Origin of the sequence: Microbacterium maritypicum (assembly GCF_008868125.1) — a bacterium.
In the GTDB taxonomy this organism is placed as follows: domain Bacteria; phylum Actinomycetota; class Actinomycetes; order Actinomycetales; family Microbacteriaceae; genus Microbacterium; species Microbacterium maritypicum.
Genome location: NZ_WAAQ01000001.1, coordinates 113,293 through 134,670 on the forward strand (window position 1 = coordinate 113,293; position 21,378 = coordinate 134,670).

Below are 21,378 nucleotides of genomic sequence, written 5' to 3' on the forward strand. Positions count from 1 at the left end.
GTACCTCCGAGGGGTCACGCCGGCTGGCGTGCCTGCGAATTCGCACTATCCACGTAATGGAAAGCGCCCGAACGGAGTCTCTCCTTTCGGGTGTGTCGCGGGGACAACGCCCGAAGATGCTGGGGGTCAGCAATGTCTACTGGGAACACACACGTCCGTCGTCGCCTGGCAGGTGCCGTGGTCATCGGCGTCGCCGCGGCTCTCGCGGTTCCGACCGCGGGGTGGGCCGCGCCCACACCCGACTCCGGCCCGGTCGCCGGAGGAACCACGGTTCTCATCGAATGCGCGGACGTCTCGCCGATCGAGATGTTCGCCGCAGGCGGGATGAACGCCATGATTGTCACGAAGGAGGAGAAGGTCCTCACCTGGGGCGCGTGGCAGTACGGATCCAACGGGAACGGCGGGGGATCAGGCCCCGGGCAGATCTCGCAGGGGGCGATCCCCGCGGATGCCGACATCGTCGACGCCGACTACGACCAGTACGCCGGCTACGTGGTCGCCGCCGACGGTGCGATCTACGCCTGGGGCATGAACTCCTCCGGCCAACTCGGCATCGGCGGTTTCAACCCGCAGGAATCGGCGACGCCCGTGAAGGTGAACCAGGGGCAGATCCCGGCGGGAGTGAAACCGGTGTCGATCGCCGCCGGCTCGGGGCGTGCCGCCGTGCTCGCCGACAACGGCTGGGTGTACAGCTGGGGCGAGCCGTCGAACGGAGAGGGCACGAACAACTGGCGTCCCGAGCCCGTCGCGCTGGCGCAGGGGCAGATCCCCGCAGGTGTCACCCTCACCCAGCTCGCCAACGGCAACGGCAACACCTACGCGCTCGGCAGCGACGGCTGGATCTACTCCTGGGGCGGCAGCTTCATGGGCGGCAACGGCGATGGCAACGTCGGTGGAGCCGACCGGCTCGCCCCGGTGCGGATCGCACAGGGGGCGGTTCCCGCCGGCGTCACGTTCACCCAGGTCGCTGCCGGCTCGTATGTGGGCTACGGGCTCGGCACCGACGGAAAGATCTACTCCTGGGGGTACAACGGCAACGGCCGCCTCGGCATCGGTGACACCGGTGTGACCGCCGTCGGAGCCCCCGTGCTCGTCTCCGCGGGCGACATGCCCGCAGGCCTCAGCATCAAGAAGATCGTCGCGAGCGAGTTCCACGTTCTCGTGCTCGCCGACGACGGGACCATGTACAGCTGGGGCTACAACCCCGACGGTCAGCTCGGCATCAACTCGGTCGTCGACGCGGCGGCGCCCGTCAAGGTCGACACCAGCGACATCCCCGCCGGTGTCATCGCCACGGATGTCGAGATCGGGCTGCAGGCGTCGTTCGCGCTGGGTTCGGACGGTCGTCTCTACAGCTGGGGAGGAATGCGTCCGACCTGGGGCAGCATCTCCGGTCCCGCACAGCTCGGCAGCTACGCGAGCGAGGGGCGGATGCGGCCGGGCCTCGCGCTCAGCTTCGGGGTGACCGAGGTCACCTTCGACGGCATCCCCGGCACCGACCTCGACGCGTCGGGGTGCCCGATCAGCGTCGTGACCCCGCCGCACGTTCACGGTCCCGTCGACGTCGTCGTCCGCACGGGCCTGATCGCGGGGACCACCGCCACGCCGTATCAGTCCGCGACGACCTACCCCGGCGGGTTCACGTACCTCGAGCCGCCGGTCATCGTCACCTCCTCCCTCCCGGACGGGACGGTCGGGACCATCTACACCGCGACGGTCGAGGCGACGGGACCGGGGCCGATCACGCTCGCGGTCACCACGGGCTCGCTGCCCCCGGGGCTCGTCCTGGATCCGGCCACGGGGGCGCTCACGGGCACCCCGACGACCGCGGGCACCTACACGTTCACGGTGACGGCGACGAATCAGTACGGGACCGACACCCAGGAGTACGTGGTCGTGATCCGCGAGCGGACGGTGATCCCGACGATCGATCCGATCGATCCGACCGACCCGACCGGCGCGCCTCGCGGAGGAAGCACGTCCGGCGGCAGCGCCTCGCTCGCCGTCACCGGCGGCACCGCTGCGTTCGCGGCGTACGCGGCCGGGGCCGGAGCGCTCCTGATCGTCGGCGGCAGCGGCTATCTGCTGTTCACCAGGAGCCGTCGACGGGTGTGACGCGTCGGCGCTGCAGGCGCCGACAGATTCCGCCCGGACATCCGTTGTTCTAGATGAGTCCTCCCCGGGCTCGGTGACACCTCCCCGTCACCTGGTGCACAGCACCTCCCCAACAGGGGCGGCACACCCCCACGTGCCGCCCCTACCTCCTTCCGGCTCGGCCCGAGCCCGACCGGATGCGTCAGTCCTCGGAATCGGCCTCGGGCATTCCCGGGCCGGGTCCCGGACGCACAGGCGCCTCCGAGGCGATGTCGATGCGGGTGTTCCCGTCGTGCTCACTGACCTCGATGCGGGGCGCGGCATCGGCCTCGGTGGCCTCCGGCGCCGCCGTCAGCTGGTCGTGTCGCTTCTGCGCGCTCGTCATCTCTTCGTCGGATGCGTGCTCAGGCGTGCTCATGGTTCTCCTTCGGGTTGCCGACGGTGTCGCCGCCGGAAGTGTCGTTCCTCTTCCCGGTGTGCTTCCTGCCCCACAGCGCCAGCAGGTAGAGCACACCACCGACGGCGAGCAGGATCCCGCCGAAGAGCCAGACGGCCGGACGCTGCTGGGTGAGCAGCAGGATGCAGGAGCCGATGCCGAGCACAGGGACGAAGGTCCACACGCGGAAGTGATCGTTCTCGACGCGGTCCCGACGCAGCACCAGCACGGACACGTTGACGCTGAGGAAGACGACCAGAAGCAGCAGCACGACGGTCTCGGCGAGCGTCGCCAGATCCCCGACGAGGGTCAGGCCCATCGCCACGAGGGTGGTGGCGAGGATCGCGACCCAGGGAGTCCGCCTCTTCGGGAGCACGCGGCCGAGGGTGGCGGGCAGGAGGTTCTGCTCGGCCATGCCGTAGGTCAGGCGGCTGACCATGATCATCGTCAGCAGTGCGCCGTTGGCGACGGCGACGAGCGCGATGAGGCTGAACAGCCAGGAGGGGATGCTGGCGCCGGTGGCCTCCACGACGGCGAGCAGGGGTCCGCTCGACTCCTGCAGTGCTGCGGGCGGGAGCGCGATCGCGCTCGCCAACCCGACCAGCACGTACACCGCTCCGGCGGTGAACAGAGCGCCGAAGAGGGCGCGGGGGTACGTGCGGCGCGGATCCTTCACCTCTTCGATCATGTTCGCGGAGGTCTCGAACCCGACGAACGAGTAGTAGGCGATGACGGCGCCCGACAGCACCGCGATCGCAGCATTCGTGCCCTCCGGCACCTCGGTGACACGGGAGAGGTCACCGCCACCACCGCCGACGAAGATCGCGACCACGGCGACGACGATGACGAGGCCGCTGAGCTCGATCGCCGTCATCACGAGATTGGCTCCCATGGACTCCCGGATGCCGCGGGCGTTCAGGAGGCCGACGAGGGCGAGGAACGCGATGGCGACCGGGATCGTCGGCAGGTCGAGGAACGTGCCCAGGTAGTCGCCCGCGAACGCGATGGCGAGTCCGGCCGCGCTCGTGACGCCCGCCGCGAGCATGCTGAATCCGACCAGGAACGACACCAGGGGGCTGTGGAAGGCGCGCTCGGCGAAGACCGCTGCACCACCGGCACGAGGGTACTTGGTGACGAGCTCGGCGTACGAGCCTGCGGTGAGCATCGCGAGAAGCAGCGCCAGGAGCAGGGGCGCCCACAGCATCCCGCCGACCTTCTCGGAGAGCACGCCCATCAGCGCGTAGATGCCGGCGCCCAGCACGTCGCCCAGAATGAATGCGAACAGGAGAGGCCCGGTGATCGCCCTCCGCAGCCGGGGCGAGGTCTCGGCGGCGGGCGCGGTCTCGGTCGTCATCCTCGAAAGCTACGGGGGAGAGGCGACAGCGGCCACGGGGTTGACATCCCGGCGCCGTGGCCTCCTCGCCGACCGACCGCTCGCGGATCGTCGTCCGTTTCCAGGCTCAGCGAATTCACAGAAAGTCCGCGCGGCTCCCGGAATTCCGCGGGATCCGGCGATAGCGTCAGTGCCGCAAGAGGCTCGGTCGACCGGAGTATGCGGGCAGGACGGGCTTCCTCTCTCTCGAATCTCCGATACAAAGGGCACTCTCATGACCGGTACGGCACGCAAGGCGCTCGCAGAGGCGCTCGCCACCTTCCTCTTCGTCCTCGCGATCATCGCGGCAGTGAACAGCGGCAGCCCGCTGACTCCGCTCGCGATCGGCTTCACCCTGATGGTGCTCGTGTTCTCGACGGGCCACATCTCGGGTGCACACCTCAACCCGGCCGTCTCGGTCGGCGTGTTCCTGCGCGGCGGCCTCAGCGTCGCCGACTTCATCTCCTACCTCATCGCCCAGTTCGTCGGTGGCGCACTGGCCGCGCTCGTCAGCATGTCCGTGTGGCCCGTCGGCGAGAAGGCCATGATCGTCGAGGTCGGCCCTGCGTTCCTCGTCGAGGCGCTCTTCACGCTGATCCTCGTGTGGGTCGTGCTCAACACCGCCACGTCGAAGGACACCGCGGGCAACTCGTTCTACGGTCTCGCCATCGGTGCGACCGTGTTCGTGGGCGCGGCGACCGTCGGCTCGATCTCGGGTGGCGGCTTCAACCCGGCCGTCGCGCTCGGTCTCTCGGTCAGCGGTCACTTCGCCTGGAGCTCGCTGTGGCTCTACCTCGTCGCCCCCGTCGTCGGAGCCGTGATCGCGGCGATCCTGTTCCGGGTGCTCAACACGGACGACGCCAAGAAGATCGCCGCAGCGGAGTAGTCCTCCCGCGTGCCCGAAGCGCCGCATCCTCCTCGGAAGGTGCGGCGCTTCTGCGTGCGGAAGCGACGATCATCACGACGCGATTCCGGGGCTGATCGAAACGGATGTACGGTCTTTCCGTGACCACCCCCTCCCGCACGCTCCTCGTCGGCTCCGGCAAGATCGCCGCCCGCCTCGCACCGCTGATCCTCGCGCACGGCGAGGTGTTCGCGCTGCGCAGGAGCGACGCCGAGCCGCCCGCCGGCGTGACCGGGATCCGCGCCGACCTTGCGGCGCCGCTCGCCTCGCGACTTCCCGCGGTCGACGCGATGGTCGTCACGCTTCCGCCCGGCGAGGGCGTGTCGGCCTACCGCACGGCGTTGACGCATCTCGCCGAGGCTCTGCCCGCGATCCCGGCCCGCACCGTGTTCGTGTCGTCGACCGGGGTGTTCGACGGTCCAGGGGCCGCGCGGCCGATCACCGAGCAGGACGATCCGGAACCGACGAGCGCGCGCTCGCGAGGACTGCGCGACGGCGAGCGGGCGGCCGTCGAGATCTTCGATGCGGTCGTGGTGAGGCCGGCCGGCATCTACGGACCCGGCCGCGACTTCCTGCTGCGGAAGGTGCGCGAAGGCGCGGCGGTCGAACACGCGCGGCGCACGAACCGCATCCACGAGACCGACCTGGTGCGCACCCTCGAACTGCTGCTGCGGACGCCCGCCCCTCCACGGCTCGTGCACGCCGTCGACGAGAGCCCGGCACCGCTGGGAGAGGTCGTCGGGTTCATCGCGCGCGAGCTCGGTGTCGATGTGCCTCCCGACATCGACTCTGCGGACCCGGGCGGCTTCGTGTACGACGGGTCGTTGCTGCGGTCGCTGCTCGGCACCCTCGAGTATCCGACCTATCGCGAGGGATACGCCGAGATGATCGCGGGCCCCACCGCGAGCTGAGGCGCCGTCGTCGGCAGCGCCGCGTAGCCTGGGGCCATGACGAGCACAGCTGCGCGCACCGCCATCGAGGTCGTCGACTGGCGGCGCCGGGTCTTCGCCCTGTACGACGCCGTGCGGATCGCGGACTCCCCGGAGGAGGCGCACGAACTCTGGCGGATCGAGCGGGACGACCTGATGCTCCACCACCCGGCCACTCCGTTGCTGCCCGAGGACAGGGCGCTGTTCGAGGGGCTCCCGATCGCCTCGTACGACCCGCAGTGGCGCTTCGAACTGCCGGTCCTCCCCGCAGATCCCGGCGGCTTCGAGTTCGCGACCGGCACCGACGGCATCGTCCCGTTCGAGCGGATCGGCCGTGTGGAGATCCCGGATGCCGGATCGCTCGACGTCTGGCGGCTGGCCTCCTACGGTGGCGGTCTCTTCATCCCGGTGCGTGATGCGCTGGCCGGCCGCCCCGGCGGAACCTACGGCGGCGGACGCTACCTGATCGACACGGTCAAGGGCGCCGACCTCGGATCCGACGCCCGGCGCGGCACGATCGTGCTCGACTTCAACTTCGCCTACAACCCCTCGTGCGCCTACGACCCGGCGTGGGCCTGCCCACTCGCGCAACCGGGGAACGTACTCACGACCGCCGTCCCGGTCGGGGAGATGTACGGGGTCGGGAGCGCCTGAGCGCCTGGTCTTCCGGGCTCCTGCACGGATCCGGAACGACTTTGTGACGAATCGACGTGCGCGCACGTCCTATCTCCGAGCGAGCATTTCGCTCCCGGCGGGAGTCTCACACGGGACCCGCGTCCGGTCTTCAGATCGAGATGGGACACCTCATGGCAAACCAGGACCAGAACACCCCCGCTCCGGCCGAGAAGGAGCTCGCTCAGGCTGCTCCGAAGGCTGCCGGCGCCTCCGCGTCGCGCGTCGACCGGTCGAGCGGATTCTCCGCTTCGCGCGTCCCCGCCGACGAGAACGCCGCGGGTAAGACGACCATCGCTGACGGTGTGGTGGCCAAGGTCGCCGGCATCGCCGCGCGTGAGGTCCCCGGCGTCTACGCGCTCGGCGGCGGCGGAGCCCGCGCCTTCGGCGCCATCCGCGACGTCATCAACGCCACCGACCTCGCTCAGGGCGTCAAGGTCGAGGTCGGCGACACGCAGGCTGCAGCCGACCTGACCATCGTCGTCGAGTACCCGGCACCCATCCAGGATGTCGCGAACAACGTCCGTGCTGCTGTCGCCGGTGCGATCAGCCGCCTGGTCGGCCTCGAGGTCGTCGAGGTCAACGTCGAGGTCAACGACGTGCACGTGCCCGGCGACGACAACGACGACGAGGAGTCGCGCGTCTCATGAGCGCCACAACGGTCGGCGCCCTGATCGGCGCTCTGCTGGCCCTCGCCGCCCTGCTGTTCGGGTTCTGGGGGTTCCTCCTCATGGCCGTGTTCGCGGGCATCGGGGCGCTCGTGGGCCGAATCGCCTCCGGCAAGCTCGACGTCCGCGGTCTCGCAGACGTCTTCACCGGGCGGCGCACCTCCTGATGCGTGCCGACCAGCACATCGCCGGCGGCGACGCTCTCTCGGGAGTCGCCGCCGGCGGGGCCGCCCTCCGCGGTCGCGTCGAGGTGAAGGAGCGTGTCTATCGCACGGTCACCGAGAAGGCGTCCGCGACGTTGATCGGGGTGCCTCGCAGCGACGTGAAGGTCGATGTCGCGGAGCACCCCAGGGGGATCACGGTGCGCATCGCCGCGCCTCTTCCCGTCCCCCGCCTGGATGACACGGCCGCGATCGCTCAGACCCTGCCTGTTCTCGAGCGGGCGCGGGATCTGCAGGAGCAGTTGCAGCAGCACCTGAGCGCGATCCTCGGACGCAACGTCATCCGCATCAACCTCACCGTCACCGGTGCCACCATCCCGGAAAGGAGACGAGTGCAATGAGCACCCCGGTTCTGCGCCGCGTCATCCGACGCGAGACGCACTCGCCGCGGACCGTCGCGATGTTCGTCGCGGTGATCCTGCTCATCCTGGCCCTCGCATACATCGGGCTCGAGATCGTGTTGAGCCTCGCCGCGCAGCCCGCGCTCCTGATCGGTCCGGCCGCAGCCGGAGGGTGGCTCATCGGGCTTCCCACCGCGCAGCCCGCCGGGCTCGTGATCGCCGGCAGCGTCGTCCTCGCCCTCATCGGCGTGATCTTCATCGTGCTGGCCATCACCCCGGGGCGGCTCTCGAGGCATGTCCTGGACGGGGGTGGACGGGCCGTGGTCGTGGACAACGGTGTGATCGCCAGCGCGCTGGCCCAGCACCTCGCAGAGGAGACCGGCCTCGCCCGCGACAGCATCACCGTCGGCGTCGGTCATCGCACCGTCGACGTGACCGTGCGCCCCGGCATCGGCATCCCGCTCGACAAGGCCGACGTGGCCTCGGCCGCCGAGGCGGAGCTGCAGACCTACCGGCTGGCCCACCGGGTCCGCACCCGGGTGCGCATCGAGCGACCCGCCGAGAAGGAGGACGAACTGTGAACAACACCAATCGTGCGTTGAATCGCACCCTGCTCCTGATCATCGGGGTGCTGTTCCTCGGGCTCGGCGCCCTCGGCATCGCCATCATGAGCTGGCCGACGGCGTCGGACATCTGGGCCGCAGGTGGCGAGGACGCGCAGTCCTGGCTCGACCAGGCGATCGCCGCGACCGCGATCGCCGGTGGCGGCCTGTCATGGATCGGCATCGGCGCTGTCGTGGCGATCGTGGTCGTCATCGTCCTGCTGATCCTCGCGCTCACGAGCATCGCGGGTCGCCGCTCGAAGACCGTGCTCCGCTCGACGGGAGCACAGAACCCTCTGGGCCGCGTGACCGTCAACGAATCGTTCGTGTCGGATGCGGTGAAGAACTCCCTCACCACTCGGGACGAGGTCCTCTCGGCGCAGGTCACGGCCAACGACGTGCGCCGCCGGCCGGTGCTGCACGTGTCGGTCACCCCGCGGCAGAACACCGATCCGCGCGAGCTCGTCGACCATGTCGACCGACTGCTCGCCAACCTCGCGGTCCTGACCGGCCGCGACACCGAGACGTTCGTCTCGGTCCACACGAGCCTTCGGGCCCGCCTCGCGCACGACCAGCGTCGACTCTCCTGAGCGCGCGGGTCGCCGCACCTCCGCAGAAAGCAGGCATCATGCGCAACAAGATCCTCCTCGTCGTCGGCGTCGCCTTCGTCGCATACGTCCTCGGCAGTCGGTCGGCGACCGTGCAGATCAACAAGGGCGAGTCGGTGAGGCATCAGCTGGTGCGGATGTGGAACGACCCGAAGGCCAGGAAGCAGCGCCACAAGGCCGCCGAGAAGGCGGCCAAGAAGGCGCGCAAGGCACTTCGCGGCTGACCGAGGCGCCGTCGCCTCAGACGACGTGCGTGTTCGGCAGCGGGCTCACCGTCGGGCGGGCGTAGGTGCGACGTCGGGCAGAGACGTCGGTGGGCCGGGCCGCGCGCGGCACGCCGCGGTCGACCGCGATCACCTCGAACTCCTGGATCTGCGCTGGCCGCACCGGGGTGAGGTGGATCATGCAGATCAGCTCGCCCCGCTCGGCGGGGATTGACCACGTGATGTCGGCCGGAGTCGCCGAGGAGACGATCTCCGGTGCTCCTGCATCCTGGCGCAGCGGACCCACCTGGGCGATGAGCTCATCGATCGCGGCGCGGCGCTGAGGAAGCGGACGATCGAAGTCGATGTTGTCGGCGAAGATCTCGGCGGCCGCATCGTCATCCCAGGAGCGGACCAGCGCGTCTGCTGCCGCCATCAGTCGCCGCGTCTCCGGCCACGGCCGCACGGTCCGGGCGGGGGTGTCGTGCACGGCGAGGGCGCGGAACAGCGCATCCTCCGACAGAGACACGGGGTTGCCCCGGTGGCTGTTGGTGAGCACGACCACACCGGTACCGGAATCGGCGTGCCACACCATGTTCAGGATGAACCCGGGAAGACCGCCGCTGTGCGTGACGATCCGGCCGCGGTGCAGGTCTTCACGCACGAAGAGGCCGAGCGCGTAGCCGCCCGTGACGAACTTCCAGGTGCCATCGGGTCGCGCCTGGAGGGAGGGGATGTCGACCTGATGGATGCGCTGCAGCTCGCGCCGTGAGGCCCGGCTGACGACCGCGTCGCCATCGTCCGCACTGGCCGTGGCTGGTCGGGTGGCCGCGGCGAGGAAGCGCACCCAGACGCTCAGGTCGGTGATCGTCGACTGCATGCCTCCTGCCGCGGCCATGGCGTCGGACACGGCCGGAGGGAACCCCGCCCATTCGCCCTCGGTGTTCAGCGAGTAGCCGACCGCCCGGAGAGTGCCGCCCTCCGGGGCGCGGTTGTCGAACCACGTGCTGTTCATCCCGAGCGGCCGCAGGATCTCGTCGGTGACCCAGTCCTCCACGCGCCGACCGACGGCCTTGCCCACCGCGAGCCCCGCCATCGTGAAGCCGATGTTCGAGTACTCGAAGGCGCTGCCGGGGTGGTTGCTGTAGTTGAAGCCCGGTCGGATCCGCTCGACGAGCTCCGCTTCGGACAGGCCCAGGAACGGGTCGACCCACGAGTTGTCCTCGGTGAGACCGCCGCCCATGCTGAGCAGCTGCCGCAGGGTCGGGGCGACAGCAGGCTCCTCGCCCACGGTGCCGTGCCACTGCGGATAGAAATCGGTGATGGGGGCGTTCAGGTCGAGGAGTCCGCGGTCGCGGGCGAGCAGCGCGCCGAGCGCCACGAAGCTCTTGGTCATCGACGCGATCGGGAAGACCGTGTCGGCGTCGGGGGCGTTGCCCTGGTCGTCGGCGGTCCCGAACCCCCGGGTGTGCTCGAGGCCGTCAGCCCCGACGAGTCCGTACACGAGTCCCGGTGACTGGCCCGCCGCCGTGTACTGGCCGAAGAAGGCATCGAGCTGATCGATGAGCGGCACCACGAGGGTTTCGCTGGACATGGAGACTCCCTTGTTCTGGGGTGGCAGGAACGCCGGTTCGTCTCCAGCCTCTCGTGCCCCGCGCATGAAGTCATGTCCGCGGGAACCGAGTGTCGCGACCGGATGTGTGCGGGGTCACGAAGGCGGCTGCGCGCTGCGGGGCCGGTACCTCGGCGGCGCTTCTCTCCACGACGCCGCGGGGTTCACGGCGCACGCAGAGGCGCCGCGAACCCCGCGTCGGGCTCACGCCATCTGGGCGGCGTACTTGGCGGGGTCCGAGTCGAAGGCCGGACCGCACCCGGCGCAGCAGAAGTAGTATCGCTCGCCCTCGTGGTCACGGTAGAGGCCGGCGGCCTCCGCGGCCGTCTTGCTGACCGGGTTGCCGACCATGACCGGGCAGGTGGTGAGGTCATCGCCTGCTGTGCTGGTCAACAGGTTCTCGCGGCCGTTGCCTGCGGCGGCGGGGTTGATGGCGCTGGTGCTGCAACAGCTGGGAGCGGCCTCGGTGTTGTTCGTCATGCGGGATGGTTCCTTTCTCGAGTGCTTCTGGTGGAGGGAGATGGTGCGTGTCATCACTTGGCGATGCTCTTGAACCCGCGCAGGCGCAGGCTGTTGCCGACGACGAAGACGCTGGAAAGCGCCATCGCCGCGCCGGCGAGCATGGGGTTGAGCATTCCGAGTGCGGCGACGGGGATCGCCGCGACGTTGTAGGCGAAGGCCCAGAACAGGTTGGTCTTGATCGTTCCGAGTGTCTTTCGCGACAGCCGGATCGCGTCGACCGCGCTGCGCAGATCGCCGCGCACCAGGGTGATGTCGGATGCTTCGATCGCGACATCCGCGCCGGTACCCATCGCGAGTCCGAGATCGGCCTGTGCGAGCGCGGGGGCGTCGTTGACGCCGTCGCCGATCATCGCGACCACCTTGCCTTCGCGCTGCAATCGGGTGACGACATCGACCTTGTCCTTCGGGAGGACTTCGGCGATGACTTCCTCGATACCCACCTCGGCCGCGATCTGCCGGGCCACGGCCTCGTTGTCTCCGGTGAGCAGGATGGGGGTCAACCCGATCGCCTTGAACTGAGCGATCGCTTCGGCGCTGCTCGGCTTCACGGTGTCGGCCACGACGAGAATGCCTCGGGCCTGACCGTCCCACCCCACGGCGACGACGGTCTTTCCCTCGCTCTCGGCGCGGGCCTTCGTCGACGCGAGTTCACGGCTCAGCTGCTGCGACCACTCGGCGAGGAGCGAATCGCGGCCGACGAGCACGGCGTGGCCGTCGACGATCCCCTGTACTCCCTTGCCCTCGATGTTCGCGAAGTCCGAGGGGGTCGGCAGAGAACCGACCTCCTGGGTCGCCCCCTTGGCGATCGCCTGTGCGATGGGGTGCTCCGAGGCATCCTCCAGGGCGCCGGCCAGCCGCAGCAGTTCTGCACGATCTGTGCGGTCCTCTGTGAAAACGCCGACGAGCGTCATCTTGCCGGTGGTGACGGTGCCGGTCTTGTCCAGCACGACGGTGTCGACCTTGCGGGTGGACTCCAGAACCTCCGGGCCCTTGATGAGCACGCCCATCTGCGCGCCGCGACCAGTGCCGACCAGAAGCGCCGTGGGGGTCGCCAGACCGAGCGCGCACGGGCAAGCGATCACGAGCACGGCGACCGCCGCCGTGAACGCCGCGGTCACGGGGAATCCTGCCCCGAGCCAGCCGCCGAGGGCCACGAAGGCGATCACGATCACGATCGGCACGAACACCCCGGAGATCCGGTCGGCGAGGCGCTGCACCTCGGCCTTCCCGGTCTGGGCGTCCTCGACCAGCTGTGCCATCTGTGCCAGTTGCGTGTCCGAGCCGATTCGCGTCGCACGGATCACGAGTCGGCCGCCGACGTTCGTCGTGGCACCGGTGACGGCGTCGCCCTCGGCCACCTCGACCGGGACGGCCTCTCCGGTGAGCATGGATGCGTCCACGGCCGAGGTGCCGGAGACGACCACACCGTCAGTGGCGATCTTCTCCCCGGGGCGCACGATGAACTCGTCGCCCACCTGGAGATCCTCGACGGGGATCTTCGTCTCCACACCGCCACGCAGGACGGCGACCTCTTTCGCGCCGAGTTCGAGGAGAGCGCGCAGGGCCGCGCCGGCCTGCTTCTTCGACCGCTTCTCGAAGTACCGCCCGGCGAGGATGAACATGGTCACCCCTGCGCCCACCTCGAGGTAGATGTTCGCCGCCCCGTCGGACGGGGCCAGCGCGAACTCGAACGGGTGCGTCATGCCTGGCGTGCCCGCTGTGCCGAAGAACAGTGCGTACAACGACCACAGGAACGCGGCCGAGGTGCCCATCGAGATGAGCGTGTCCATCGTGGCGGCGCCGTGCTTCAGGTTGGTCCATGCGGCCTTATGGAAGGGCCATGCCGCCCAGAGGATCACAGGAGCAGCCAGCGCGAGCGAGGCCCACTGCCAGTACGTGAACTGCAGCGCGGGGATCATCGCCATCGCGATCACGGGCACGGTCAGCACGATCGCGCCGATCAGTCGGTTGCGCAGTGACCGCAACTCAGGATCCGCGTCGTCGGCGTCACCGGCGGCCGCCCCGTCGTTCCTCTTCCCCTTCGGGGCGGGCAGGGCCGCGGAGTACCCCGTCTTCTCCACCTCGGCGATCAGCACCGCAGGGTCGTAGCCGTCAGGGACCGTGATCTTCGCCTTCTCGGTCGCGTAGTTCACGGTCGCCACGACACCCTCGAGCTTGTTCAGCTTCTTCTCGATCCGCATCGCGCACGACGCGCAGGTCATCCCGCCGATCTCCAACTCGACGCCTGACCCCATGCTCGGAGGTGCTGATGTACTCATGTGCTTTTCCTTCTGTCGGCTGTGTGTGCGGGTAGCAGCGCGGAGCTGCCGCAGGGCGATGCTCGTCGCTCAGTGCCCGTCGTCGTGGGAGTCGCCGTCGGACACGGCCGCGTCATCCCCCGAAGCGGCGTCGACCACGAACTCGGCGGTGTGCACCTGTCCGTCGACCTGGAAGTCGAGGTACAGGAAGTACCGGCCGGCGGTCGGCGCCTCGGCGGCGAACTCGATCTCGGGCCCTGAGGTCTCGCCGACCTCAGGCTCTTCCCCCTTGGCGTGCACGTGCAGGTAGGCGAGGTCGCCGTCGCGCAATGCGACGAGGTGGCCGAAAGCCCCCAGGTAGGGCTCCAGAGCGGTGACGGGCTTGCCGTCTCGCGTCACGGTGAGGGTGAGGTCTTTCGCTGTTCCCGCCGTGAGGTCGCCGTCGAGCGAGACCGTGAAGTCGCCGACCTGTGCGGTCTGCGTCGGCTGCGGCGCCACCGGGGTGAACTCGCCCGCCACCTGGACCGTGCGCGTGAGAGTGAGCGAAGGGGCATCCGTGCCGGCGGGGGTGAAGTCCGCGAAGACGCGATAGGTCCCGGCTTCCGTCCATTCCCACGGCAGTGACCACATGCCCGTGCTCTCATCCAGCGTCGGGTGGACGTGACGGAACAGGCTCCCGTCCGAGCGCACCACGATCAGGTGCAGGTCCTTGTCATGCGCGGTCGTGTAGTCCGTGACCGGGGTGCCTGCGGCGTCGAGGATCTGGAACTGCAGCTCGCCGGAGGTTGCGACGGCTCCCGGCGCCTCGACCGGCGACAGGACGTATCCTTCCAGGCCGAGCGAAAGGCCTTTCAGGCTGTCCGCAGCGACATTCGCAGACTCCTCCGCGGCCGTCGTGGCGGCATCGTGGCCGCCGTCGTGACTGTTCATCTCCGTACCTTCCTTCCACTCGCTGACAACGCTCGGGGGAACGATGGCGCTGGCGAGGCCGAAGGCCCCACCGAACGCCACCACCACGCCGATTCCGTAGATCGTGAGGCGCGCCCCGGCGTTCATACCGTCCGCACCGCCGAGTACCCCGCCTCCGCGACGGCAGCCAGAATCTGCGCATCGTCGAGGGAACCGGAGCCGGTGACGACGAGCGTGCCCGTCTGTGCGCTCACCTGGATGTCTTCGACACCCGGGACTTCGGAGACCTCTTCGCGGATCGACATCTCGCAGTGTCCGCAGGTCATGCCGGTCACCTGGAACTCGTTCGTGGTCATCGCGTTTCCTCTTCTCGTGGTCAGTACCCGTATGGGGTACTAGTCATAACCGTATACCCCGGTGGGGTATTCCTCAAGATCCTCGGAAGACGCGCAGAAAGACGTCGACGGCGCAGATCACGGTCGTGACCTGCGCCGTCGACGAGGAGGCGTTCGTGCCGGGCTACGGCGATGAGGTGCGCTGAGGGTCTATGCGGCCTTCTCGCGCACGGCCGGCCGCGTGAGCCGCGGGATCAGGGAGGGCGTGTTCTCGCGGTAGGCGATGTAGTCGGCGCGATCGCCCCACTTCTTCTCGGCGCGCGCCTCCAGCAGCGGGATGCCGCTGACCCGGGTGAGCAGCAGGATCACGAACAGCGGCGAGAGGAGTGCGACCCACTGCCATCCGGCGAGCACCGGGGCGGCGGTGACGAAAACGCCCACCCAGATGACGATCTCGCCGAAGTAGTTGGGGTGGCGCGACCGCGACCACAGGCCGGTGCGGATGAACTCGTCCCGGTTCTGCGGGTCTGCGCGGAACGCCGACTTCTGCGCGTCGGCGACGATCTCGATCGCCATGCCGATGACCCACACGATGATGCCCACGACGGTCAGCCACCCGATGGGGGCGCGGGCACCGGCATCCGTGCTGATCGCGATCCAGGCGGCGGCCGCGGTCAGCGACACCCACGCGCCCTGGATCACCCACACCTGGAGAAAGCGCAGCGGGGAGCCCTTGATCTCGTCGAAACGGCCGTCTGATCCGGCCTTGTGCACGCGCAGGGCCAGGAAGGATCCGAGGCGGGCGGCCCACAGCATCACCATCGCCGCGAGGATCCAGCTGCGCACGTCGGGCAGGGGCGACAGGAGGACGAGTGCGGCGGAGATCACGAGGAAGGTGAGGCTGCCGGTGAGATCGAAGAACCGCTCGGTCTGCAGGATCATCGCGGGGATGAAAGCGATGACCTGGATCGCGAAGGCCGCGGCGACGGCCAGGGCGAACAGCGGGATGCCGCCGAGCGTCGCACTGTTCTGGCTGCCGGCGAGCGCGACGAGTGCGCCGATCACGAGCGCGGCGATGATCGCGATGAGAGAGGAGCGGGAGGACTTGGGGGCTGTGGGTGCGGGGGAGGACATGGCGTGCTTTCTGTTTCTCAGAGGTACAGGTCTTCGACGGTGACGGCTGCGCGATCCAGCACGACGTTCCGCTTGAGTTTCATGGTCGGTGTGACGAGCCCGCGGTCGTCGAGGTCGGCGAAGACCACGCTGAACCGGCGGACCTGCTCGCTGCGCGCCACGAGGGCATTGGCGGCGTCGACGGCGCGCTGCAGGTGGGCGCGCAGCGCCGGGTCGTTCACCGCACGGATGTCGGACGGCGCGGCCACGGGGATGCTGGTGCCTTCCGCGGCGGCCCACGCCCTGGCCTGCTCCGGGTCGAGGACGAGCAGCGCGGAGAGGTACGGCTTGCCCTCGCCGACCATCACCGCGTGCGAGACGAGCGGATTCGCTTCGACCGCGCTCTCCCAGCGGGTCGGCACGATCGTCTTGCCGTTCGACGTCACGATCACGTCCTTGAGCCGGCCTTCGAGGATCAGCCTGCCCTGCTCGTCGAGTCGCCCGAGATCGCCGGTGCGGAAGAAGCCGTCGACGAAGGCGCCCTCGTCGTGGGCCGGGTTGCGATAGCCGCTGAAGACGCCGAGGCCGCGGGCCAGAACTTCGCCCTCATCGCTGATGCGAACGGTGAGCCCCGGCAGGGGCGAGCCGACGCTGCCCGAGGCGATGCGACCGGGCAGGTTGCCGGTGAGCGGCGCCGTCGTCTCGGTGAGGCCGTAGCCCTCGATGACGGGGACCCCGATGCCGCGGAAGAAGAGCGAGAGCTCGGTGTCGAGGGCCGCTCCGCCCGACAGGATGTACCCGACCCTCCCACCCATCACGGTGCGAAGACGCCGGTAGAAGAGGGCGTCGAAGACGCGGTGGCGCACGCGGAGGCCGCGGTTCCTGGCGATGCGCCTGCCGGCGTCGATCCGCTCGGCGCGGCGGCCCCACGCGATGGCCGTGGCCTCGGCCTTCGCCCAGACTCCCGCGAGGCCCTTGTCGGCGGCTTTGCCCGCGGCGGCCGCCCGGATCTTCTGCAGCACCCGCGGCACGACGACCAGGAAGGTCGGGCGCAGGGTGTCGAGGGTGGCGACGACCGTCGACGGGTCGGACAGGTGCGCGATGCGCATGCCGCTGGCCAGGCAGATCAGCTGAAGCCCGCGCGCCAGCACATGGGCGAGGGGCAGGAAGATGACGGTGTTGCCGTCTTCGTTCACGATCTCGCTGTACGCGGCGGCGATGTTGAGCACCTGACCGAGGAAGTTCCGGTGGCTGAGCACGACGCCCTTGGGCTCGCCCGTGGTGCCCGAGGTGTAGACGATCGTCGCAGGATCGTCCTGGGTGGCGGTCGTTCTGCGGGCCTCGAGTTCCTCGTCGGTGACGCCGACACCGCCCGCGACCAGATCGGCAAGGGTGCCGGTCGTCTCGGCATCCATCGTCCACGCGCCGAGCGTGACGGTGTTCGTCTTCGCGAGCGCGTCCCGCAGGAGCGCCGTGTGCTCCGCGGTGCCGCCGATCGCCAGACGCACATCGGCGTCCGCGACGATGGCGTTCACCTGTGAGGGCGAGGAGGTCTCGTAGATCGGCACGACGACGGCGCCGGCGAACCAGGCCGCGAGGTCGGCGACGGCCCACTCGTAGCGCGTGGGCGCCATGATCGCGATCGGGTCGCCTGCCTGGATGTCCTGGGCCATGAAGCCCTTCGCCAGAGCGCGCACCTCCTCTTCGAAACCACGCGTCGTGATCGGTCGCCACGAGCCGGTCGACGGGTCTTCGACCTCGAATGCCACGTGGCCCGGGGCGGCGGCGGCCCGCGCCACGAGCAGGTCGGTGACGTTGCGGTAGCCGTCGAGGGCGGCAAGCGGCGGGGTCGATGACTCGAGCATCGGGGCTCCTCTCGGTCGTGCGGGCGGCTCGGAGGGCGCGCGAGCATCGCCCATCCGCCCTTGTTCGGAACCGATGACGATTCGGATGGGATGTCCTGCCGGGCGCGAAGTGGTCGACCCGACGACAAAGCCCCCGGGGTCCGGGGGCTTCATGGATGTCACTTCCAGATGATACGGCTCGATCCACTGTCCGCCGACGATGGGCGTCGTGGGCAGGCCTCATACTCCCAGCGCTTCGAGCACGTGGAAGGTCAGGTAGACGGGCCAGACGGCTGCCTGGAGAAGGCCGAGGACGACATCCCAGAACGCCCCGCCGGAGCGTGAGATGAAGTAGATGGCAGCGCCCACGTAGGCAAGGAGGAAGAAGAACCCCCACGGGCCCGCCTTCTCGACGACTTTGATCGTGCTCCGTTCTTCACCCATGGAGCAATCGTCGGGCGGATTCGCTCGGGTCGTCGGGCCGAAGGTCCTGTTCATGCGCACTCGGATTCTCCGAGTGTGTCCATGTCCGTAGGACGTTCGCCCCTCGTTCCGGCTGTGAGCCGCCCAAGCTGGACGCATGACTATGACGGGTCCGGTAGACCGGCCTACGACGGCCTACACGGTTCATGCGAGCGTTACAGAAGCAGGGGCGGCCGTCATCGAGGCGGGGACACAGCGGATCGCCTTCGATGCCAGTTGGGGCCGCCCGCAGCCGGTAGCTCTCCCGGGGCCTGCGGATCTGCTCGCCTCCGCTCTGGCAGCGTGCCTGCTGAAGAATGTCGAGAGATGCTCCGCACTCCTTCCGTTTCGGTATGAACGCGCCGATGTGGTGGTCACGGCACATCGCCAGGACCGGCCACCGTCCTTCACGCGACTCTGGTACGAGCTCTCGCTGGTGACGGACGAGTCCCCGCGTCGCATCGAACTGCTGCACGAGAATCTGCGCCGCTACGGGACCGTGTACAACACGCTGGCCGTCGTGTGTGAGCTCGACGGGACCGTCGTCGCCGCCACCGAGCCGTCGGGGCACTGACGGAGCCCGGACGAGTTCCGCGAGATCGTGCGCGCCCTCGGCGACCCCACCTGAGGGACCCGCGGGACCTCTGGCCCTATGACCACCGTCCGGCATCGGAGCACACTGAGCGCGGCTCTTCGGGGCGGGCGATACCGATGGGAGCGTCGGTGCTTGTCTGTCCTGCGGCGGCGTCAGGCGGCGTCCGGGTGTGGGTCACTGAGAGGTCATGACATGCGCAACAGTTCTCGCACGGTGAGGCGAATCGCCCTTGCTCTCACGCTCGGAGTGCTCGTCATCGGAACCGGGGCAGGCGCTGTCGCCTCTCCTCGGGCGCCGGCGACAGCAGCGGATGTGGGCGTGCGCGCGGCTGCCGGCGACCAAGACGGGCCGCAGTTCTATTCCGGCGTGACGGTCGACGTCTCCGGAGTCGTGAACGGTGACGTCTACGCTGCCGGTCAGAGCGTCACGATCAGCGGGGACGTCACCGGAGACGTCATCGCCGCAGCGCAGACCATCACGATCACCGGGACGGTCGATGGAAATGTGCGGCTCTCCGGGCAGGCGGTCACGATCAGCGGCGAGGTGTCCCGCAGCGGGACGATCTTCGCAGCCGACGTGACGGTCACCGAGACCGGCTCCTTCGGCGATGATCTCGTGGGTGCCGCGGGCGACATGCGCGTCGCCGGCACCGTGGGCCGGGATCTGATGCTCAGTGTCGGAACCCTCACCATCGATGGAGCGGTCGGCGGAAGCCTGACCTATCACAGTGACCGGGAGGCGCGGATCGCGGAAGGGGCGGTCGCCGGCACCGTGCAACGCATCGCCCCGGCCGAATCGCCCCGAGTGGAGATCTCCCCGTGGGCTGTCGTCTTCGGGTGGTTCCTGGGCCTGCTCTATGCCCTGGTGGCCTTCAGTCTCGTCACGCTCGTGGCGGGTCTGGCGTTCCCGCGCTGGCTGGACCGCGTGACGGGCCATCTGCTCCCCTCGCCGTGGAAGGCGCTGCTCGTGGGCTTCGTCGCAGCGATCACCGTTCCCATCGTGCTCCTCTTCCTTCTCGTCACCGTCGTCGGCGCTCCGCTCGCACTCATCGGTGCCGTGGTGTGGCTGGCGATGACGCTCGCCGCATTCCCCTACGTCGCGCACTACGTCGGCCGGCTGGTCTTCCGAGACAGGCGGCGGCCCGTGGTCGAATCCCTGCTCGGCGGCCTCATCCTGATCGCGGCGCTGCAGGTTCCCTGGCTCAACATCGTGGTGTGGCTCGCGATGGTGTGCTTCGGCCTGGGCGCCCAGCTCTTGGAGATCCATCGCCAGAGGCCGTGGGCCGCGTCGAGGGACTCGGCCCAGGAGCGGTCGGAACGCCCCGGCCCGACGGAGGACACGTCTCCGGCGTCCGACTCGTGATCCGCCACGGCGGTCGAATCGTGCAGGGAGACGTCAGAGGATCAGCGACGGCATCGAAACAGGAGCAGGAAACATGGCTGAACGGCTGCGGAACACCGCCTTCTGGTCCCTGGTCGCGCTCGCCGGGTTTCAGGCAGCGTCAGCCATCAGCGGCGGGGTAGGCCTCATGGCCACCGCGGGGCTCGGGATGCCCTCGTCCTTCCTCGCGACCGGTCCGTTCTCGAACTTCATAGGGCCGGGTGTCATCCTGCTCGTCGTCGTCGGGGGCACTCAGGTGATCGCGATGGGGCTGCTGCTGGCTCGGAGGGAGGCGGGACTGTTCTGGTCCGCAGTCGCGGGTTTCGGAATGATCCTCTGGATCTACGTCGAGACGGGGATGATCAGAGGGACGTCCTGGCTTCAGGTGCTCTACCTCGCCACGGGCATCGCTCAGCTCATCCTCGTGATGGCTCTGCTCGGCGTCGCCGCCTGGCTCCCGCGCGCACCACTACCTGCCTCACGGTCTTCCCAGGACCGGCGGTAGAACACGCCGGACATTGCGCGCGGGACCTTCGGCTCTGATGACTGCTGCCGTTGAGGGTCGACTGGAGCCGACGGCCCGCTGACCGCATCGGCGAAAGACGTGTGAGGGGGTGGTGAGGATGACTCTCCCTGATGGCGTCCCCGCCGGGCGGAAAGCCGTGGGCGATCCCGCGGCCGAGGACCAAGAAGCGACGGCGGATGCCGTGGAGGCGGAACAGGAGACGGATGTCACGCTCGCGCGACTTCTCATCTGCCTGGAGAGCGCCGCGTACTGGTACGACAAGATGCCGGCGTATGCCGATGCAGAGAGACGGGCAGGCAATAGATGGGCCATCTGGGCGGGCGCCCTCGCGGCGTTGACCGGTCTTGCCATCTGGCCCCTGATCACCGAGCAGGCCCCGCCGCTGGTCGCCGGGATCGTCGTGTCGGGGGTGGCGTTCGCTTCGGCCATATGCGCACTCGTGTCGAAGGTCAACCGCTACACGGAAATGGCCGAACGCGGCCAGGAGCTGGCCGGACTCTACGGTCAATCATTGGGCCTGCTCATGGACCTGACCACTGCTGGCGGCGTGATCAAGCAGCCGAAGGCGCATGCAGCCGTCGTCCTGTTCCAGCAGACGAAGATCAGGAAGGACAAGCTCTACCGAAACCCGCCCCGTGGGGAGGGTGAGACGTCGAAGGTGACCGACTTCGTGAGCCGCCTCCGGACCGCACGCAAGATGGTGGAGATCGCTCGCCAGCAGGGAGCCGGGCAACAGGGAGACCCCGCCGGGCCTTCGGGAGTATCGTGAGCG

The 21,378-nt window shown here is 69.0% G+C and carries 24 protein-coding genes; 14 read left to right on the top strand and 10 right to left on the bottom strand.

The window, feature by feature from the left end:
- The first annotated feature begins 132 nt into the window (after positions 1 to 132).
- Positions 133 to 2,115, top strand: coding sequence for an RCC1 domain-containing protein (locus tag F6W70_RS00565; RefSeq protein ID WP_151485631.1), 1,983 nt, complete (start codon positions 133 to 135; stop codon positions 2,113 to 2,115).
- Positions 2,116 to 2,296: 181 nt separating this feature from the next.
- On the opposite strand, the gene F6W70_RS00570 is transcribed toward F6W70_RS00565, so the two are convergent.
- Both F6W70_RS00570 and F6W70_RS00575 read right to left on the bottom strand, forming a co-directional pair.
- Positions 2,297 to 2,512 carry a multidrug transporter gene (locus F6W70_RS00570; protein WP_151485632.1) on the bottom strand — a complete coding sequence of 72 codons (216 nt, stop codon included), beginning with the start codon at positions 2,510 to 2,512 and terminating at the stop codon, positions 2,297 to 2,299.
- Positions 2,499 to 3,884 carry an APC family permease gene (locus F6W70_RS00575; RefSeq protein WP_151485633.1) on the bottom strand — a complete coding sequence of 462 codons (1,386 nt, stop codon included), beginning with the start codon at positions 3,882 to 3,884 and terminating at the stop codon, positions 2,499 to 2,501. Before F6W70_RS00575 ends, F6W70_RS00570 begins: the two co-directional genes overlap by 14 nt.
- Positions 3,885 to 4,137: 253 nt before the next feature.
- Here F6W70_RS00575 and F6W70_RS00580 point away from each other — a divergent pair, with 253 nt between their 5' ends.
- From F6W70_RS00580 to F6W70_RS00620, 9 genes are all read left to right on the top strand, one after another.
- The gene (locus F6W70_RS00580) at positions 4,138 to 4,788 is read left to right on the top strand and encodes an MIP/aquaporin family protein (protein WP_017829708.1); all 651 of its coding nucleotides are present in this window, start codon (positions 4,138 to 4,140) and stop codon (positions 4,786 to 4,788) included.
- A gap of 119 nt (positions 4,789 to 4,907) precedes the next feature.
- The gene (locus tag F6W70_RS00585) at positions 4,908 to 5,717 is read left to right on the top strand and encodes a sugar nucleotide-binding protein (protein ID WP_318278764.1); all 810 of its coding nucleotides are present in this window, start codon (positions 4,908 to 4,910) and stop codon (positions 5,715 to 5,717) included.
- Between the two features lie 36 nt (positions 5,718 to 5,753).
- Entirely contained in the window at positions 5,754 to 6,389 is a 636-nt protein-coding gene (locus F6W70_RS00590; protein ID WP_151485635.1) for a DUF1684 domain-containing protein, read from the top strand.
- Positions 6,390 to 6,541: 152 nt separating this feature from the next.
- A complete protein-coding gene (locus F6W70_RS00595) occupies positions 6,542 to 7,057 on the top strand; it encodes an Asp23/Gls24 family envelope stress response protein (protein WP_151485636.1) in 516 nt (171 codons plus the stop codon).
- On the top strand, positions 7,054 to 7,242 hold the full coding sequence (locus tag F6W70_RS00600) for a DUF2273 domain-containing protein (protein ID WP_017829702.1): 189 nt from the start codon (positions 7,054 to 7,056) through the stop codon (positions 7,240 to 7,242). Before F6W70_RS00595 ends, F6W70_RS00600 begins: the two co-directional genes overlap by 4 nt.
- Entirely contained in the window at positions 7,242 to 7,637 is a 396-nt protein-coding gene (locus tag F6W70_RS00605; protein WP_151485637.1) for a hypothetical protein, read from the top strand. The genes F6W70_RS00600 and F6W70_RS00605 overlap by 1 nt, the downstream gene beginning before the upstream one ends.
- A complete protein-coding gene (locus tag F6W70_RS00610; RefSeq protein WP_151485638.1) occupies positions 7,634 to 8,218 on the top strand; it encodes a DUF6286 domain-containing protein in 585 nt (194 codons plus the stop codon). Before F6W70_RS00605 ends, F6W70_RS00610 begins: the two co-directional genes overlap by 4 nt.
- Positions 8,215 to 8,829 carry a hypothetical protein gene (locus F6W70_RS00615; RefSeq protein ID WP_055866412.1) on the top strand — a complete coding sequence of 205 codons (615 nt, stop codon included), beginning with the start codon at positions 8,215 to 8,217 and terminating at the stop codon, positions 8,827 to 8,829. The genes F6W70_RS00610 and F6W70_RS00615 overlap by 4 nt, the downstream gene beginning before the upstream one ends.
- A 38-nt stretch (positions 8,830 to 8,867) precedes the next feature.
- Positions 8,868 to 9,071: a hypothetical protein gene (locus F6W70_RS00620; RefSeq protein ID WP_017829698.1), complete on the top strand. Its 204-nt coding sequence runs from the start codon at positions 8,868 to 8,870 to the stop codon at positions 9,069 to 9,071.
- Between the two features lie 16 nt (positions 9,072 to 9,087).
- Here F6W70_RS00620 and F6W70_RS00625 read toward each other — a convergent pair whose 3' ends face one another.
- From F6W70_RS00625 to F6W70_RS00660, 8 genes are all read right to left on the bottom strand, one after another.
- A complete protein-coding gene (locus tag F6W70_RS00625; protein ID WP_170287834.1) occupies positions 9,088 to 10,644 on the bottom strand; it encodes a serine hydrolase domain-containing protein in 1,557 nt (518 codons plus the stop codon).
- Between the two features lie 222 nt (positions 10,645 to 10,866).
- Positions 10,867 to 11,142, bottom strand: a complete 276-nt coding sequence (locus F6W70_RS00630) for a YHS domain-containing protein (RefSeq protein WP_151485640.1) — start codon at positions 11,140 to 11,142, stop codon at positions 10,867 to 10,869.
- A 53-nt stretch (positions 11,143 to 11,195) separates the two neighbouring features.
- Positions 11,196 to 13,463 carry a heavy metal translocating P-type ATPase gene (locus tag F6W70_RS00635; protein WP_127483183.1) on the bottom strand — a complete coding sequence of 756 codons (2,268 nt, stop codon included), beginning with the start codon at positions 13,461 to 13,463 and terminating at the stop codon, positions 11,196 to 11,198.
- 69 nt (positions 13,464 to 13,532) lie between these two features.
- Positions 13,533 to 14,498 (bottom strand): DUF8832 domain-containing protein, encoded by a 966-nt coding sequence (locus tag F6W70_RS00640; RefSeq protein ID WP_055874936.1) that lies wholly within the window; start codon positions 14,496 to 14,498, stop codon positions 13,533 to 13,535.
- A complete protein-coding gene (locus F6W70_RS00645; RefSeq protein ID WP_055866402.1) occupies positions 14,495 to 14,707 on the bottom strand; it encodes a heavy-metal-associated domain-containing protein in 213 nt (70 codons plus the stop codon). The genes F6W70_RS00640 and F6W70_RS00645 overlap by 4 nt, the downstream gene beginning before the upstream one ends.
- Before the next feature lie 189 nt (positions 14,708 to 14,896).
- A complete protein-coding gene (locus F6W70_RS00650) occupies positions 14,897 to 15,820 on the bottom strand; it encodes a DUF1295 domain-containing protein (RefSeq protein WP_151485641.1) in 924 nt (307 codons plus the stop codon).
- Between the two features lie 17 nt (positions 15,821 to 15,837).
- Complete coding sequence (locus F6W70_RS00655; RefSeq protein WP_151485642.1) at positions 15,838 to 17,664, bottom strand: AMP-dependent synthetase/ligase; 1,827 nt, start codon at positions 17,662 to 17,664, stop codon at positions 15,838 to 15,840.
- A gap of 219 nt (positions 17,665 to 17,883) precedes the next feature.
- Complete coding sequence (locus F6W70_RS00660; protein ID WP_151485643.1) at positions 17,884 to 18,087, bottom strand: hypothetical protein; 204 nt, start codon at positions 18,085 to 18,087, stop codon at positions 17,884 to 17,886.
- Positions 18,088 to 18,229: 142 nt separating this feature from the next.
- On the opposite strand from F6W70_RS00660, the gene F6W70_RS00665 reads away from it, so the two are divergent.
- From F6W70_RS00665 to F6W70_RS00680, 4 genes are all read left to right on the top strand, one after another.
- A complete protein-coding gene (locus tag F6W70_RS00665) occupies positions 18,230 to 18,679 on the top strand; it encodes an OsmC family protein (RefSeq protein ID WP_288968557.1) in 450 nt (149 codons plus the stop codon).
- 213 nt (positions 18,680 to 18,892) lie between these two features.
- Complete coding sequence (locus F6W70_RS00670) at positions 18,893 to 20,062, top strand: bactofilin family protein (RefSeq protein WP_151485645.1); 1,170 nt, start codon at positions 18,893 to 18,895, stop codon at positions 20,060 to 20,062.
- Positions 20,063 to 20,135: 73 nt separating this feature from the next.
- Positions 20,136 to 20,585 carry a hypothetical protein gene (locus F6W70_RS00675; protein ID WP_151485646.1) on the top strand — a complete coding sequence of 150 codons (450 nt, stop codon included), beginning with the start codon at positions 20,136 to 20,138 and terminating at the stop codon, positions 20,583 to 20,585.
- A 118-nt stretch (positions 20,586 to 20,703) separates the two neighbouring features.
- Positions 20,704 to 21,375, top strand: coding sequence for a hypothetical protein (locus F6W70_RS00680; RefSeq protein WP_151485647.1), 672 nt, complete (start codon positions 20,704 to 20,706; stop codon positions 21,373 to 21,375).
- Positions 21,376 to 21,378: the final 3 nt, after the last annotated feature.

What these genes read in the sequence shown, in the direction of transcription:
- F6W70_RS00565 (WP_151485631.1), top strand. Translation starts at nt 133, where the DNA reads ATGTCTACTGGGAACACACACGTCCGTCGTCGCCTGGCAGGTGCCGTG.
- F6W70_RS00570 (WP_151485632.1), bottom strand. Translation starts at nt 2,512, where the DNA reads ATGAGCACGCCTGAGCACGCATCCGACGAAGAGATGACGAGCGCGCAG.
- F6W70_RS00575 (WP_151485633.1), bottom strand. Translation starts at nt 3,884, where the DNA reads ATGACGACCGAGACCGCGCCCGCCGCCGAGACCTCGCCCCGGCTGCGG.
- F6W70_RS00580 (WP_017829708.1), top strand. Translation starts at nt 4,138, where the DNA reads ATGACCGGTACGGCACGCAAGGCGCTCGCAGAGGCGCTCGCCACCTTC.
- F6W70_RS00590 (WP_151485635.1), top strand. Translation starts at nt 5,754, where the DNA reads ATGACGAGCACAGCTGCGCGCACCGCCATCGAGGTCGTCGACTGGCGG.
- F6W70_RS00595 (WP_151485636.1), top strand. Translation starts at nt 6,542, where the DNA reads ATGGCAAACCAGGACCAGAACACCCCCGCTCCGGCCGAGAAGGAGCTC.
- F6W70_RS00600 (WP_017829702.1), top strand. Translation starts at nt 7,054, where the DNA reads ATGAGCGCCACAACGGTCGGCGCCCTGATCGGCGCTCTGCTGGCCCTC.
- F6W70_RS00605 (WP_151485637.1), top strand. Translation starts at nt 7,242, where the DNA reads ATGCGTGCCGACCAGCACATCGCCGGCGGCGACGCTCTCTCGGGAGTC.
- F6W70_RS00610 (WP_151485638.1), top strand. Translation starts at nt 7,634, where the DNA reads ATGAGCACCCCGGTTCTGCGCCGCGTCATCCGACGCGAGACGCACTCG.
- F6W70_RS00620 (WP_017829698.1), top strand. Translation starts at nt 8,868, where the DNA reads ATGCGCAACAAGATCCTCCTCGTCGTCGGCGTCGCCTTCGTCGCATAC.
- F6W70_RS00625 (WP_170287834.1), bottom strand. Translation starts at nt 10,644, where the DNA reads ATGTCCAGCGAAACCCTCGTGGTGCCGCTCATCGATCAGCTCGATGCC.
- F6W70_RS00630 (WP_151485640.1), bottom strand. Translation starts at nt 11,142, where the DNA reads ATGACGAACAACACCGAGGCCGCTCCCAGCTGTTGCAGCACCAGCGCC.
- F6W70_RS00635 (WP_127483183.1), bottom strand. Translation starts at nt 13,463, where the DNA reads ATGAGTACATCAGCACCTCCGAGCATGGGGTCAGGCGTCGAGTTGGAG.
- F6W70_RS00640 (WP_055874936.1), bottom strand. Translation starts at nt 14,498, where the DNA reads ATGAACGCCGGGGCGCGCCTCACGATCTACGGAATCGGCGTGGTGGTG.
- F6W70_RS00645 (WP_055866402.1), bottom strand. Translation starts at nt 14,707, where the DNA reads ATGACCACGAACGAGTTCCAGGTGACCGGCATGACCTGCGGACACTGC.
- F6W70_RS00650 (WP_151485641.1), bottom strand. Translation starts at nt 15,820, where the DNA reads ATGTCCTCCCCCGCACCCACAGCCCCCAAGTCCTCCCGCTCCTCTCTC.
- F6W70_RS00655 (WP_151485642.1), bottom strand. Translation starts at nt 17,664, where the DNA reads ATGCTCGAGTCATCGACCCCGCCGCTTGCCGCCCTCGACGGCTACCGC.
- F6W70_RS00660 (WP_151485643.1), bottom strand. Translation starts at nt 18,087, where the DNA reads ATGGGTGAAGAACGGAGCACGATCAAAGTCGTCGAGAAGGCGGGCCCG.
- F6W70_RS00665 (WP_288968557.1), top strand. Translation starts at nt 18,230, where the DNA reads ATGACGGGTCCGGTAGACCGGCCTACGACGGCCTACACGGTTCATGCG.
- F6W70_RS00670 (WP_151485645.1), top strand. Translation starts at nt 18,893, where the DNA reads ATGCGCAACAGTTCTCGCACGGTGAGGCGAATCGCCCTTGCTCTCACG.
- F6W70_RS00675 (WP_151485646.1), top strand. Translation starts at nt 20,136, where the DNA reads ATGGCTGAACGGCTGCGGAACACCGCCTTCTGGTCCCTGGTCGCGCTC.
- F6W70_RS00680 (WP_151485647.1), top strand. Translation starts at nt 20,704, where the DNA reads ATGACTCTCCCTGATGGCGTCCCCGCCGGGCGGAAAGCCGTGGGCGAT.